The following is a 12,320-nucleotide window of genomic DNA, read 5'->3' on the forward strand; positions in this document are numbered from 1 at the left end:
CGGTTCGCCCTCAGCCGTCGGCGTAGCCGGGGTGATCGATCGACAACCGATGCGTCACCAGGAGTCGCAGGCAGGACAGCACGTCGTCGGCTCGGTCGTCGAGATCGCCGGTGCGGATGGCCGCGGCCAGCTCGGCCTCGTCGGCAACTCCCAGCGCGACCATCGCGTCCTTTACCGAAGACCCTGTCGCGGAGAGTAATTCGCGTTCGACGGTGCGTAGTACGTTGGCCGCCACCCGGGCGTGGAAGCCGACCTGGCCGTCGCATGCGGCCCGCACGTCGGTCTCCAGGAACATCGCGACGGCGGCGACCAGTTCGGCAGCGGTGGGTCGCGCGGTCATGCCGGGCCCCCACCCGCGAGCAGATCGAGCAGATCCCATTCGGTTTCGCTGACCCGTCGGCCGATCGCGGCGAGTTCGACCGACGGTGTCTCCCCGGAGAGGTGCCGTTCGGCCTGGTGTCGGCAGATCACTCCCCATCGCAGCGTCGCCACCGTCAGCCACCAGTGCAGCGCGGACCGGTCGACGTGGATGCCGGCGGCATCCTCGTAGGCCCGCACGAACGTCTCCACGCCGCCGAGACCGCCGGCACCGAGCGTGGCCGGCGCGCCGAAACGCCAAGCACGAATGCAGAACCACGCCAGGTCCTCGTACACCTCCCCGATGTGCGTCAGCTCCCAGTCGAGCACCGCTGCCAGGCCGGTGTCGTCGACGATCAGGTTGCCCATCCGGAAGTCGCCGTGCACCAACCGCATCGGCGAGGGAGCCGGTCGCTGATCGGCGAGCCGGCGGAAGGTCCACTCGAACGTGGCTGTGGTGTCGCCGATCTCGTCGAGCCGTGCCCGCCAGCCGGCCAGGTCGTCGGGTGCGGTCAACCCCGCACCCTCGATGTCGGCTCGATGGATGGCCGCCAGCGCTTCAGCGCACTGACGCAGAAGTCGAGCGCGGCCCGCGTCGTCGAGCCCACGAAAGATGCGGCGCACGATCGTCTCTCCGGGCACCGCGTCGCAGATCAGATACGGGCTGCCCACGTCGGCGGCCGAATCGCTGGCCGTCACGATGTGCGGTACCGGGGCACCGGCGGCCGCGGCGCGCTGCTGCACTACTGCCTCGAGTTCCATGCCGGCGTGGATGTCATCGGGCGGCCCGGTGCGCAGGATCAGGGCCCGCCGGGTCTCGCCGATGGCGTCGAAGGCCCAGGTCGTGCGGCTCGCGCCGCCGGTCAACCGCGTGAGGTTGTCGATCTCGACCTCGCCGAGCAGCGGGGTCAGCACCTCGTGCAGCTGGTCTGCCAGGCTCATTTCCGACCGAATCCGAAGAGCCGCTGCGCGACGCGGCGGATCTGGATCTCCTCGGCACCCTCGGTGATGCGGTACCGACGATGGTGGCGGTAGATGTGCTCGAACGGTTCGTGCCTGCTGTATCCGACACCGCCGTGCACCTGCATGGCGCGGTCGGCGGCCTCGCAGACCAGGCGGTTGGCCCGGTAATTGGCCATCGACACCTTGTCGGAGACCTCCATGTGGTGGTTGGCGTCGAGCTGGCTGGCGGCGTAGTAGACCAGCAGCCGCACCATCTGGGCTTCGGTCTGCAACTCGACCAGCGGCCACTGCACCGCCTGGTTCACCGCGAGCGGCTTGCCGAACACCGACCGCGCATTGGCGTAGCCGACCGCGCGGTCGATGCAGTGCTGGGCCGCTCCGAGGCTGCTGGCGGCCTGCCGAATCCTGTTCTCGTGCAGGAATGTCTGTCCGACGTCGAGGCCACGGCCGACCTCGCCGAGCACCGCATCGGCGGGCACCCGGACGTTGTCGAGCACGACCTCACCGTGGTCGGTGGGCATGTTGAACGTCCACCAGTAGTAGGGCACCGTGAAGCCGGGTGAGTCGGTCGGGACCAGGAACGCGGTGATGCCGCGGGCCTGACCCGGCTCACCCGAGGTGCGCGCGAAGATCAGGTCGTGGGTGGCCCGGTGCACCCCGGTGTTCCAGCGCTTGGCGCCGTTGATGACCCAGTCGGCGTCGTTCCCGGACCCGTCGCGTACCGCTGTCGTCTCCAGCCAGGTGGCGTCGGAGCCGTGGTTCGGTTCGGTCAGCCCGAACGCCATCGACCGCTCACCGGTGATCAACGCTTCCGTCCACGCGGCCTTCTGATCGTCGGTGCCGAAGCGGTCCATCATGATGACCTGGGGGAAGTTCCCGACGATCGACGACTCGTCCTGCAGATCGTTGTGCAGACCGAGCCCCCTGTGCGCCAGGTGTTCCCGGATGACGGCCATGTCGATGTTGCTGCCGCCGCGACCACCGAACTGGGCGGGCAAGCCGTAGCGCAACCACCCCGCCGCGTCGGCGCGCCGGCGCATCTCGTCGAGCAGATCCTCCCACTCGCGGCGCGGCACCCCACCGTTGTCCCAGTCGGTGCGAGCGTGTTCGCGGCGGTGGTCGAAGTACTGGATGTGCTCGCGCTCCAGCGGCTTGATCTCGGCTTCGATGAACGCGTCCATCTCGGCGAGAAGCCCCGGCAGGTGTTCGGGGAGGCTGAAATCCACGATGATCTCCTTGGTGGTCGACGTTACTGTCCGTACAGCGTTTTCTTCCAGATCCGCGACAGCGTGGTGATCGCCTCGTCGTCGCTCATGCTGATTCCGATGCCCGTGGCGGCGTCGCCGACGAACACGGTGGTGAAGTTCTCGAACAGCAGCGCGATGGCTGCTGCCGTGTGTTCGGGGTCCAGCTCGCCCGCGTAGCCCTGGTCCTGGGCCCGGCGCACCGATGCCGCGACGATGTCGATACCGAAGCGGCGGAACGCGTTCTGCACCGCGGCGAACCGCGGCTGGGTACCCGCGAGCTGCGCGACGGCGATCATGATGCCGATGTTCTGGGTGAACATCGTCCAGTAGCCGGTGACCACGGTGGTGAAGAACGCATCGTCGTCGGGGGACTGGGGGAGCGGCACACTCAGGCCCGACGGCGCCACCACCTCGTGAAGGAAGGATTCTGCGAGATCGGCCAGCAGATCCTCCTTGTCGGCGAAGTACCGGTAGAACGCCGCGGTCGATCGGCCGGCCGCCGAGGTGATGTCACCCAGAGTGGTCCCGTGGAAACCGCGCTCGGCGAACAGTTTCCGTGCAGCCTGTTCGATCGCCAGGCGAGTCTGACGCCCCTTGGCGCTCAACTCCGACGGGGTCGGCGGCACGCGGTCAGCCCAGGATCCGGTCGCCGGCGCGCAGCAGCGCGCTGGGGAGTTCGTGGCCGACGGCGTCCTGGGCGACCCGGGCAGCGTCGATCGCCCGCTCGAGGTCGACATCGACCCCGATGCCGCAGTCGCGCAACAGATACACCAGATCCTCGGTGGCGATGTTGCCGCTGGCGCCGGGGGCGAACGGGCAACCGCCCAACCCGCCGACCGATGCGTCCAGCCGCGTCACACCGGACTCGATCGCGGCATAGGCGCTGGCCAGTCCCGCGCCGCGGGTGTTGTGGAAGTGGGCGCCCAGCGGCAGGTCGCCGATCAGCGGGCGCACCAGGGCGACGAGTTCGGTGACCCGGCGGGGGGTCGCGGTGCCGATCGTGTCGGCGATGGCCACTCGGTCTGCGCCGGCGTCCAGCGCCGCGGTGAGCACGTCGGTCACCCGAGACGTCGGAGTCGGACCGTCGAACGGACAGTCCCAGGCGGTGGCGACGATGACCTCCACGCTCACGCCTGCGTCGTGGGCGATCGTCACGATGTCCGGGATCGCCGCGGCCGCCTCGGCCGACGTCCGTCCGACGTTGGCGCGGCTGTGTCCGTCGGCGGCCGACACCACGTATTCGATGGACCGCAGTCCCGCCGCGATCGCGCGCCGGGCACCGGTGGGACTGGCCACCAGAGCCGAGAATTCGATGTCGGGGAAGTCACCGAGGTGCTCGGCGAGCTCGGCGGCGTCAGCCAGAGCGGGCACCTTCGACGGCGAGACGAACGCGGTGGCCTCCATCTCGCGCACGCCGGTGGCGGCGATCGCCGCGAGCAGTTCCCGCTTGGCCGACAACGGGATCGGCGCCTCGATCTGGAGCCCGTCGCGCATCGAGACGTCCCGGATCGTCACGTGGGAAGGAAGGTTCACAGCACCCCCTCGGCATGCAGGTCAGCCAGCTCCGCGTCGGTGTGGCCGAGCAGGTCGCGGTAGATCTCCTCGTTGTGCTGGCCGGGTCGTGCTGACCCTGCGCTGCGGATCGTTCCCGGCGTTTCCGACAGCACGGGCACGACGCCGGGTCCTTTGACGGCGCGGCCGATGCGCTCGTCGTAGTGGTCGGCGATCATGCCGCGTGCCTGCAACTGAGGATCGGTGACGACCTCGGCCACCGTGTTGATCGGACCGCTGATCACCCCGGCCGCCGACAGCGTGGAGATGATGTCCGCGGGTTCGCGCGCGGCGGCCCAGGCGCCGATGATCGCATCGAGCTCGTCCTGGTTGCGCCCGCGGGCGACGTGCGTGGCGAAGCGTTCGTCCGTGGCCAGCTCGGGCTGTTCCATCGCCTGACACAGCCGACGGAACACGGTGTCCTGATTGGCCGCGATCACCACCCAGCTGCCGTCTGCGGTCGGGTAGATGTTCGACGGGGCGATGCCCTCCAACCGCGTTCCCGACGGGCCGCGCACCACGCCACCCACGTCGTAGTCGGGAATCGTCGATTCCTGTACCGCCAAACACGATTCGGTCAGCGCGGCATCGACGACCTGGCCCTCACCGGTCACGGTGCGGCGGTAGAGGGCGGCGAGTGCGCCCTGCGCGGCGAACATCCCTGCCAGGCTGTCCCCGAGCGAGAGCGCCAGCCGCGGGGGAGGGCCGCCAGGAAAGCCGTTCATGTGCCGCAACCCGCTGGCCGCCTCGGCGACCGAGGCGTACCCCGCCTTGTGGGCCTCCGGACCCGTCTGCCCGTACCCCGACACCCGAACCAGGATGATGCCTCGATTACGTTCGCGCAGAACGTCGTAGCCGAGATCCCATTTCTCCAGCGTGCCGGGACGGAAGTTCTCCACCACGATGTCGCTGCGCTCGATCAGCTCGAGGAACAGCTCGCGGCCAGCCGGCACGCGCAGATTCAGCGTGACCGCCTTCTTGTTGCGAGCGTGCACGGTCCAGAAGAAGTGGTGACCGTCGAGTTCGGCCTGCCCCCATGTACGCAGCGGATCCGGAGCACCCGGTGGCTCGATCTTGACCACCTCGGCGCCCATGTCGCCCAGCAGCCGTCCGGCGAACGGTCCGGAGATCAGCGTGCCGACTTCGATCACCCGGATTCCGTCGAGCGGTCCAGCACAGTCCATTCCCGGGTCGCTTCGCTCCTGCCCGCCGGAACCTTTTCCCGGGTCGCTTCGCTCCTGCCCGCCGGAACCTTTTCCCGGGTCGCTTCGCTCCTGCCCGCCGGTGACCGTCATGCCGAAAACCCGTGCCGCTGAAGCCAATCGGTGCAGATGTCCACGGCCGCGCGCAGCTTGTCGCGCTGGTCGGGGCCTGCGTAATAGTGATTGGCGCCGGGGATTTCGTGCATCTCCTTGTCCGGGTGTCCGATCGCCTCGAAGATCCTGCGGGTGTGGCTGGGCGTGCATGCGTCGTCGGCGAGGTTACCGATCACCAGCGCGGGCACGGCGATGTCCGGGCCGGCCTTCACCGCGTCGCCGTGGGCGTCGTCGTAGCTCCACTGGGAGAGCCAGCTGCGCAGTGTGCAGAATCGCGCGAGGCCGACCGGGCTCATGTTCACCACTCGAGGATCGCCCAGATAGCAGGTGCCCGGAGTGCGTTCGTTCGGATCCACCGTCGGATCGAGCCATCGCGGATCCGCCATCGTTCCGTGCACGACGAAGGCGAACTCGTCGTCCGGTCTGCCCGCGGCCCTCAGTTCGGCGAGCTTGTCCTTGACCCATGAGGTGATCCGGCGGTTCCGGTCGATCTGGGCCTGGTGGTAGCGCTCGAGGAACTCCTGGGTGTAGGGCGGCTGATTCGGATTGTCCGGGTCGTAGAGGTCGAGCTCGGGATCACGCTGGCTCGGATCGGACTCGTCGAGAATGGACGCGTCCATCCACTCGGTCATCGTGCCGTGCCGGCTGATGTGCGCGGCGAGCAGCATGATGGCGTCGGCGGGAATCAGGCCCAGCGTCGTGAGGTCGGGTCCGTCCCCCGACGGGCTCGCGGTCACGGTCGGGTGCTGCGCCTGCTGCTGGTAGAACACCGACAGCGAACCTCCGCCACTCCACCCGGCCAGCACCACCTTGCGGTAGCCCAGACGATTCTTGGCGTCCTTGATGCACTCGCCGAGGTCCTCGACCACCTTCTCCATCAGCAGGGCCGAGTCGGTGCCACGAAATCGACTGTTGCAGTAGATGACATGGTGGCCGGCGCGGGCCAGTGCGTTGATCATCGGCAGGTACGCGCCACCGCCGATCGGGTGCATGAACACCAGCACGGTTTCTGATGGTTTCTCGGGCTTGAGTAGATAGCTCTCGAGCACCACCAGCTCGGCAACGCCGCCGTAGACGTCACGGACCGCCGAATTGTTCTGGTAGGCAACCAGATACGGGATGCGCTCGTACTCGTGGCGGGTGCCCATCAGTGCTGCCCCAGGTCGTGGGCGAGCACCTCGGCCGACGGGGTCAGGCGTCGGCGGGTGTCGATCGAGATGACCTGCCAGTCCACCGACTGATAGTCGTCGAATTTGCGGCGCGCTCGCTCGCGTGCCTTCTCCGGCGCCCCGTGGTGCACCCCCTGCGGCGCATGGGAAATCAACCCGGGCGGCATCGGGATGCCGTAGAGGGAGCCGCCGTGAAAGAACGCGATCTCGTCGAAATCGACGTTGCGGTGATACCACGGGGTGCGCTCGGTGCCCGGGACCCCTTCGGCGGGCTTGGGCAGAAAGTTCATCACGTACACGCCGGTGGCCTGCATGAACAAGTGCACCGTCGGGGGCAGGTGCACGCTGTCGGAGGTCACCACGTGGTAGTCGTCGATGTTGAAGGTGAACGGGAAGTTGTCGCCCCGCCAGCCCTCCACGTCGAGCGGATGGTGCTTGTAGTGCAGCGTCGTCGTGGTCTGCCCGTCGATGGGGGAGTGCACGAGCCGGACCTCGTAGGTCTCCCGGCCGTCGTCGTCGCAGGGTGCGGGGTCGGGGATGACGACCTGCGAGGGGTCGAACGGGAAGTGGCGGCCCAGTGGGCCTGGAGGCGGTACCCGCAGTTCGTCGGTGGCCTGGATCATCAACCAGGTGCCCGGCTCGTCGGGCAGCTGCCGCCATGTGCACGACTTGGGCAGGTAGACCCAGTCGCCTGCGCGGTAGCGCAACGGCCCGAACTCCGTCTCCAGGGTGCCGGAGCCTTCGTGCACGAAGCTCAGCAGGTCGCCGTCGACGTAGCGAACCCAGAACGGCATCTCGTCGGTGCGCCGGGACAGGAAGAACTGCGCATCCTCATTGGAGAACAACAGCAGCGGTGTGCCGAGGGCGTCACCGGCATCGGAGGGTTTCAGCTCACTCGCGAGCAGGTCGATGGGGCGCAGTGGGCCGGAGGAGCGGTACGCCGTCGGATCATTGCGCCGGTAGAGGTGGGCGAATCGGCCGGTGAACCCACCGCGCCCGAGTTCGTCGTCTTTGAGGCCATTTAGGTCAGCGTGGATCCTCTTCGGAACGGTGCCTTTGCTCAGGTGAACGAACGATTCCATGCGAGCTCCTCGTGTCAAAGTGAAACTGACGTTACTTTTAGTTCTGTGGGCGGGTCAAGACCCGCCCGCCAACGGTCGATCTAGTCGTCCAGGTCGACCTGGATCGTGAGCAGGTTGGTGCCGAAGGTGCGGACCCCGACGTTGTTGAACCTGGGCAGCTCCTGCATGCGCGCATGTGGGTCGTCGTCGGGCAGGAGGCGGGCCGTGCCCTGGTGCCAACGTCCGTTCAGGCGGACGCGGACGTGGGGATCGGCCGCGATGTTGCGGACGTACTGCGACTTCTCCCCGAACTCGGAGACGAACCAGAACGTCTCCCCGATGCGCCGGCCTCCTATCGGGGTGCGCCGGGGCTGGCCCGACCGGCGGCCCGTCGTCTCGAGCAACGTCTGGAACGGCAGGTGCCGCATCACGGGATTGGCGATCCTCTTCTGGAAGAAGACCATCACCATGTCGCGCACTGTGGGGCCCATGGCAGTCCTCTCACACCATCGCGGTGCGAGGGATCTTCGCGCCCAGGCTCAACGCGCCGGCCAGTTCGCGGCTGGTGTCGTAGTCGAAGATCACGTGCCCTGCCATCACGTCGACGTCGCGCTTGATCCGTTGCAGTGGGTTGTCCAGGAAATGAGCGCTGGCACCTGAGGCCTCCAGGAGGTCGGCGATGACCGACCTGGATTCGTGCACGATGCGGGCAGCGGCCAGGCGGGCCCGCCCGCGTACCGGGCGGGTCACCGGCTCTCCGGCCGTCACCGTCTGCTCGATCTCGTCGACGGTGTCCGCGAGCAGCCCGCGCAGGGCGCGTAGGCGCACCTGCGCGTCACCCAGTCGCAGCGCGGCCACGGGCTTCTCTTTCTGCAGGACGCCCTCGTAGGCGAGGAACCGTTCGGAGAGGCGGCCGGCATAGATCTCGGCGGCGCGCTCGGCGCTGCCCAGTGCCGGCATGGCCGCGAGCAGCGCCAGCGCGGGCACCATCGGCCACCGATAGGTCGGGCTGTCGTGCAGCGCGGCGCCGGGAGCAGTGCCGGCGTAGATGTCGGCCACCGCGACCAGCCGATGGGTGGGAACGAACGCGTCGTCGATCACCACGTCATTCGAGCCGGTGGCGCGCATCCCGTCGGTGTGCCAGACGTCCTCGACCCGGGCGTCGCTCATCGGTAGCAGCGCCAGCACCGGCTGGATCGTCTGGGCGCCGTCAGAGACGGTGTCGCGCAGCGCCCCGACCATGATCCAGTTGCCGTCCATCACGCCGGTGGCCCACGACCAGCGGCCGGTCAGGCGCATACCGCCGGGGCAGTCGACGCCGCGGCCGGTCGGCGCCAGCGGGGCCGGGGCCAGGAACGGTCGGCTGTCGAACGCCTCGCGCTGGGCTTGCTCGTCGAACAGCGCCAGCATCCAGTTGTGCAGGACGTAGAAGCCGAGGGTCCACGCGCTGGACGCGCAACCGTGCGCCATCTGCCGGACGGGGTCGAGGATCGCCGGGAACGGAGCCTGTCGACCGCCGTACTCGGCGGGCACCAGCAGATCGAAGAGTCCCGAGGCGGCAGCCTCGGCCACGGTGTCCGGGGGCAACCGGCGGGATCGTTCTGCCTCGCCTGCGCGGTCGGCGAGGCGAGTCACGAACTCGGGAGTGACAGCGGTTTCTGGCGCGATCGTTGAGGCCACGACGTGACCGTAACATACTTTTTGGTATGGAAGTCAGCGGCGGAGCATCACGTCCAGGAATTGCTCCAGCTGGTCAGCCATCCGGGGCTCGGCCGGGAGGTTGGACAGGTGCAGGAAGCCGATCCCCGCCGCGAACGTGGCGTTGGCGCGCATGTCGGCCTCGGCGGCGTCGAAGCCCGCGTCCTGGTAGGCGCGCCGAACTGCTGAGAGCACCCTCTGGTCCGACGTGTGCACGCTCTCGGCGACCTCGCGGTCGGTGCGGGCCCACTCCCGCATCGCCCTCTCGAGGCTGCGCTGACGCTCGCCGCGCAGCGACGCCATCATGTGGCTCAGCTGTTCCCTCGGCGGTGCGCTCGGCAGCTCGGCGAACCCGCTGCGGTCGCGGTCGCGCAATTCGGCCCAGGCCCGGATCAGAGCGGCCCGGTACGCGGCCATGTCCGCGAAATGCCAGTAGAAGCTGCCCTTCGTGACGCCCAGGTGCGCACACAGCCGGTCCAGTTTGAGTGACTCGACACCGGCCTCTGCGACGAGCGCATAGCCGGCCTCGATCCAGTCGTCGGCCGAGCGCCGACGAGCGTCCGACGCACCTCTTGCCATCGATCGAGCCTATGACGACGCGCACTGTGACCGCGGTCACTGCGGCAACGTGCTTGCCAGCCATCTGCAAGGAAAATGGGCTAATTAGCCGTGGCCGGGCTTTGTCGGTTGGGTGTCACATGTTTTACTGCAACCGCGACAACTGAACTCTTTCTCGGCCCATCCTTCGCCGTCACGGCACCTTGGGGATGGCGCCACAACGCGGTGAAGACATCGCTGTGGTGTCGGCGACCGCACGGGAAACCGCTGGAAAAACCGCCTCGCGCGGTACACCGACGATGGATGGAATGACCGTATGAGACTTCTTGACAGGGTTCGTGGCCCGTGGGCTCGCCGCCTCGGCATCGCCGCATTCGCTGCGATTTTGCTGCCGGGCATCATCGGCTTCGCCGGGGGCTCGGCGACCGCCGGAGCCTTCTCGCGGCCGGGCCTGCCGGTGGAGTACCTGATGGTGCCGTCGCCGTCGATGGGCCGGGACATCAAGGTGCAGTTCCAGAGCGGCGGCCCGAACTCGCCGGCGCTCTACCTGCTCGACGGCCTGCGCGCGCAGGACGACTTCAACGGCTGGGACATCAACACCCAGGCGTTCGAGTGGTACCTCGACTCGGGCATCTCGGTGGTCATGCCGGTCGGCGGCCAGTCCAGCTTCTACTCGAACTGGTACAAGCCCGCGTGCGGTAAAGCCGGCTGCCTGACCTACAACTGGGAGACCTTCCTGACCCAGGAGTTGCCCAACTACCTGGCCTCGGAGCGCCAGGTCAAGCCGACCGGCAGCGCCGCTGTGGGTCTGTCGATGGCCGGTAGCGCCTCGCTGGTGCTGGCTGCGCACCACCCCTCGCAGTTCACCTACGCCGGTTCGATGTCCGGCTTCCTGAACCCGTCCGAGGGCTGGTGGCCCGGTCTGATCAACATCTCGATGGGTGATGCCGGCGGCTACAAGGCCAACGACATGTGGGGTCCCGCGGAGACCGATCCCGCCTGGAAGTACAACGACCCGATGGTGCAGATCCCGAATCTAGTCTCGAACAACACCCGCATCTGGGTGTACTGCGGTAACGGCACACCCAACGAGCTCGGTGGTGGCGACCTGCCCGCGACGTTCCTCGAGGGCCTGACCATCCGCACCAACCGGACGTTCCAGGACAACTACGTCGCTGCCGGCGGGAAGAACGGTGTCTTCAACTTCCCCGACAACGGCACGCACAACTGGGCGTACTGGGGTCGTGAGCTGCAGACCATGAAGCCCGACCTGATCAGCCACCTCGTCGGATAGTCACCGACGCAAGGGGTTCGACACCGAACGACGAAGCCCCCGGCCCGATAGGGTCGGGGGCTTCTTCGTGTCGACGAGCCCGTGGCTACTGTGGCGGAATGACCGAGATCAACGCGATGGTGGCCCACGAGGACGGCGAGGGCGGCGTGGTTCTGCGCCACGAGACCGTCGACGAGTCGTTCCTGCCCGAGGGCGAGGTCGAGATCCACGTCGAGTATTCCAGCGTCAATTACAAGGACGCTCTCGCTGTCACGCCGAAAGGTGGTGTGGCGCGGGGCTATCCGTTGATCCCCGGCATCGACGTCGCCGGGACCGTCACCGCGAGCACGTCACCGGACTTCGCCGCGGGAGACGCGGTGTTCGCTCACGGCCAGGACATCGGCACAGGACGGCACGGCGGCTATGCCCAGGTCGCCCGCTACCCGGCCGACTACCTGGTCAAGCTGGACGCGTTGAGCACGGCAGATGCGGCCGCCATCGGTACCGCCGGCTTCACGGCGGCGATGAGCGTCGAGGCGCTGCGGGCGCACGGCGTGCAGCCGGGTGACGGGCCGGTGCTGGTCACCGGTGCCACCGGTGGGGTGGGCAGTGTCAGCGTGGACCTGCTGGCCGGCCAGGGCTACGAGGTGGTGGCGTCGACGGGCAAGGCCCAGGCACACGAGCTGCTGCGCGACCTGGGCGCCGCGGACGTCATCGACCGGGTTCCCGGGCCCGACGAGAAGGTGCGGGCGCTGGGCAAAGCTCACTGGGCCGCCGTGGTGGACTGCGTCGGCGGCCCCACGCTGGCCTACGCGCTGAGCACCCTGAAATACGAAGGTGTGGCGGCGATTTCGGGCTTGGGCGGGATCGACGGACCTGCCCGCCACGGTGATGCCGTTCATCCTGCGTGGCGTGACCGCTGGCGGGTATCGACTCGGTGCTGTTGCCGATCGCCCGGCGCAGAGACGTCTGGGCGCAGATCGAATCCGGGCTGGCCCCACGTCATCTCGACCGTGTCACCACCGACGTGCCGGTGCTGCGCGTCGACGAGGTGCTCAAGACCATCATCGGCGGCGGCGTCACCGGCAGAACCCGCGTGGTCGTGCACGACGGGTTCTGACCGGTAC

Annotated in this window: 12 protein-coding genes and 1 pseudogene; 2 read left to right on the top strand and 11 right to left on the bottom strand. The window is 68.1% G+C overall.

Annotated features, from left to right (window positions below):
- Positions 1 to 10 precede the first annotated feature (10 nt).
- The 11 genes from PGN37_RS10015 to PGN37_RS10065 form a co-directional block, all read right to left on the bottom strand.
- Positions 11 to 340 carry a DUF6285 domain-containing protein gene (locus tag PGN37_RS10015; RefSeq protein ID WP_335330878.1) on the bottom strand — a complete coding sequence of 110 codons (330 nt, stop codon included), beginning with the start codon at positions 338 to 340 and terminating at the stop codon, positions 11 to 13.
- Positions 337 to 1,299: a phosphotransferase family protein gene (locus PGN37_RS10020; RefSeq protein WP_335330879.1), complete on the bottom strand. Its 963-nt coding sequence runs from the start codon at positions 1,297 to 1,299 to the stop codon at positions 337 to 339. The genes PGN37_RS10015 and PGN37_RS10020 overlap by 4 nt, the downstream gene beginning before the upstream one ends.
- Positions 1,296 to 2,546 (bottom strand): acyl-CoA dehydrogenase family protein, encoded by a 1,251-nt coding sequence (locus PGN37_RS10025; RefSeq protein ID WP_335330880.1) that lies wholly within the window; start codon positions 2,544 to 2,546, stop codon positions 1,296 to 1,298. Before PGN37_RS10025 ends, PGN37_RS10020 begins: the two co-directional genes overlap by 4 nt.
- A 23-nt stretch (positions 2,547 to 2,569) precedes the next feature.
- Positions 2,570 to 3,193 carry a TetR/AcrR family transcriptional regulator gene (locus PGN37_RS10030; RefSeq protein ID WP_335330881.1) on the bottom strand — a complete coding sequence of 208 codons (624 nt, stop codon included), beginning with the start codon at positions 3,191 to 3,193 and terminating at the stop codon, positions 2,570 to 2,572.
- Positions 3,194 to 3,197: 4 nt separating this feature from the next.
- The gene (locus PGN37_RS10035) at positions 3,198 to 4,100 is read right to left on the bottom strand and encodes a hydroxymethylglutaryl-CoA lyase (RefSeq protein ID WP_335330882.1); all 903 of its coding nucleotides are present in this window, start codon (positions 4,098 to 4,100) and stop codon (positions 3,198 to 3,200) included.
- Positions 4,097 to 5,302, bottom strand: coding sequence for a CaiB/BaiF CoA transferase family protein (locus PGN37_RS10040; RefSeq protein ID WP_335330973.1), 1,206 nt, complete (start codon positions 5,300 to 5,302; stop codon positions 4,097 to 4,099). The genes PGN37_RS10035 and PGN37_RS10040 overlap by 4 nt, the downstream gene beginning before the upstream one ends.
- Positions 5,303 to 5,409: 107 nt before the next feature.
- Positions 5,410 to 6,582: an alpha/beta hydrolase family protein gene (locus PGN37_RS10045; RefSeq protein ID WP_335330883.1), complete on the bottom strand. Its 1,173-nt coding sequence runs from the start codon at positions 6,580 to 6,582 to the stop codon at positions 5,410 to 5,412.
- On the bottom strand, positions 6,582 to 7,685 hold the full coding sequence (locus tag PGN37_RS10050; protein ID WP_335330884.1) for a homogentisate 1,2-dioxygenase: 1,104 nt from the start codon (positions 7,683 to 7,685) through the stop codon (positions 6,582 to 6,584). The genes PGN37_RS10045 and PGN37_RS10050 overlap by 1 nt, the downstream gene beginning before the upstream one ends.
- Positions 7,686 to 7,765: 80 nt before the next feature.
- Positions 7,766 to 8,155 carry a nitroreductase/quinone reductase family protein gene (locus PGN37_RS10055; protein WP_335330885.1) on the bottom strand — a complete coding sequence of 130 codons (390 nt, stop codon included), beginning with the start codon at positions 8,153 to 8,155 and terminating at the stop codon, positions 7,766 to 7,768.
- A gap of 10 nt (positions 8,156 to 8,165) precedes the next feature.
- On the bottom strand, positions 8,166 to 9,344 hold the full coding sequence (locus PGN37_RS10060) for an acyl-CoA dehydrogenase family protein (protein WP_335330886.1): 1,179 nt from the start codon (positions 9,342 to 9,344) through the stop codon (positions 8,166 to 8,168).
- A gap of 33 nt (positions 9,345 to 9,377) precedes the next feature.
- Complete coding sequence (locus tag PGN37_RS10065; protein ID WP_335330887.1) at positions 9,378 to 9,941, bottom strand: TetR/AcrR family transcriptional regulator; 564 nt, start codon at positions 9,939 to 9,941, stop codon at positions 9,378 to 9,380.
- A 295-nt stretch (positions 9,942 to 10,236) separates the two neighbouring features.
- On the opposite strand from PGN37_RS10065, the gene PGN37_RS10070 reads away from it, so the two are divergent.
- Both PGN37_RS10070 and PGN37_RS10075 read left to right on the top strand, forming a co-directional pair.
- The gene (locus PGN37_RS10070) at positions 10,237 to 11,214 is read left to right on the top strand and encodes an esterase family protein (RefSeq protein WP_335330888.1); all 978 of its coding nucleotides are present in this window, start codon (positions 10,237 to 10,239) and stop codon (positions 11,212 to 11,214) included.
- 98 nt (positions 11,215 to 11,312) lie between these two features.
- Positions 11,313 to 12,313: pseudogene (locus tag PGN37_RS10075) on the top strand (MDR family oxidoreductase).
- Positions 12,314 to 12,320 lie beyond the last annotated feature (7 nt).

Source organism: Mycobacterium kyogaense, from assembly GCF_036946525.1.
Taxonomy (GTDB): Bacteria; Actinomycetota; Actinomycetes; order Mycobacteriales; family Mycobacteriaceae; genus Mycobacterium; species Mycobacterium kyogaense_A.

What these genes read in the sequence shown, in the direction of transcription:
- PGN37_RS10070 (WP_335330888.1), top strand. Translation starts at nt 10,237, where the DNA reads ATGAGACTTCTTGACAGGGTTCGTGGCCCGTGGGCTCGCCGCCTCGGC.
- PGN37_RS10040 (WP_335330973.1), bottom strand. Translation starts at nt 5,302, where the DNA reads ATGGACTGTGCTGGACCGCTCGACGGAATCCGGGTGATCGAAGTCGGC.
- PGN37_RS10050 (WP_335330884.1), bottom strand. Translation starts at nt 7,685, where the DNA reads ATGGAATCGTTCGTTCACCTGAGCAAAGGCACCGTTCCGAAGAGGATC.
- PGN37_RS10045 (WP_335330883.1), bottom strand. Translation starts at nt 6,582, where the DNA reads ATGGGCACCCGCCACGAGTACGAGCGCATCCCGTATCTGGTTGCCTAC.
- PGN37_RS10020 (WP_335330879.1), bottom strand. Translation starts at nt 1,299, where the DNA reads ATGAGCCTGGCAGACCAGCTGCACGAGGTGCTGACCCCGCTGCTCGGC.
- PGN37_RS10055 (WP_335330885.1), bottom strand. Translation starts at nt 8,155, where the DNA reads ATGGGCCCCACAGTGCGCGACATGGTGATGGTCTTCTTCCAGAAGAGG.
- PGN37_RS10065 (WP_335330887.1), bottom strand. Translation starts at nt 9,941, where the DNA reads ATGGCAAGAGGTGCGTCGGACGCTCGTCGGCGCTCGGCCGACGACTGG.
- PGN37_RS10015 (WP_335330878.1), bottom strand. Translation starts at nt 340, where the DNA reads ATGACCGCGCGACCCACCGCTGCCGAACTGGTCGCCGCCGTCGCGATG.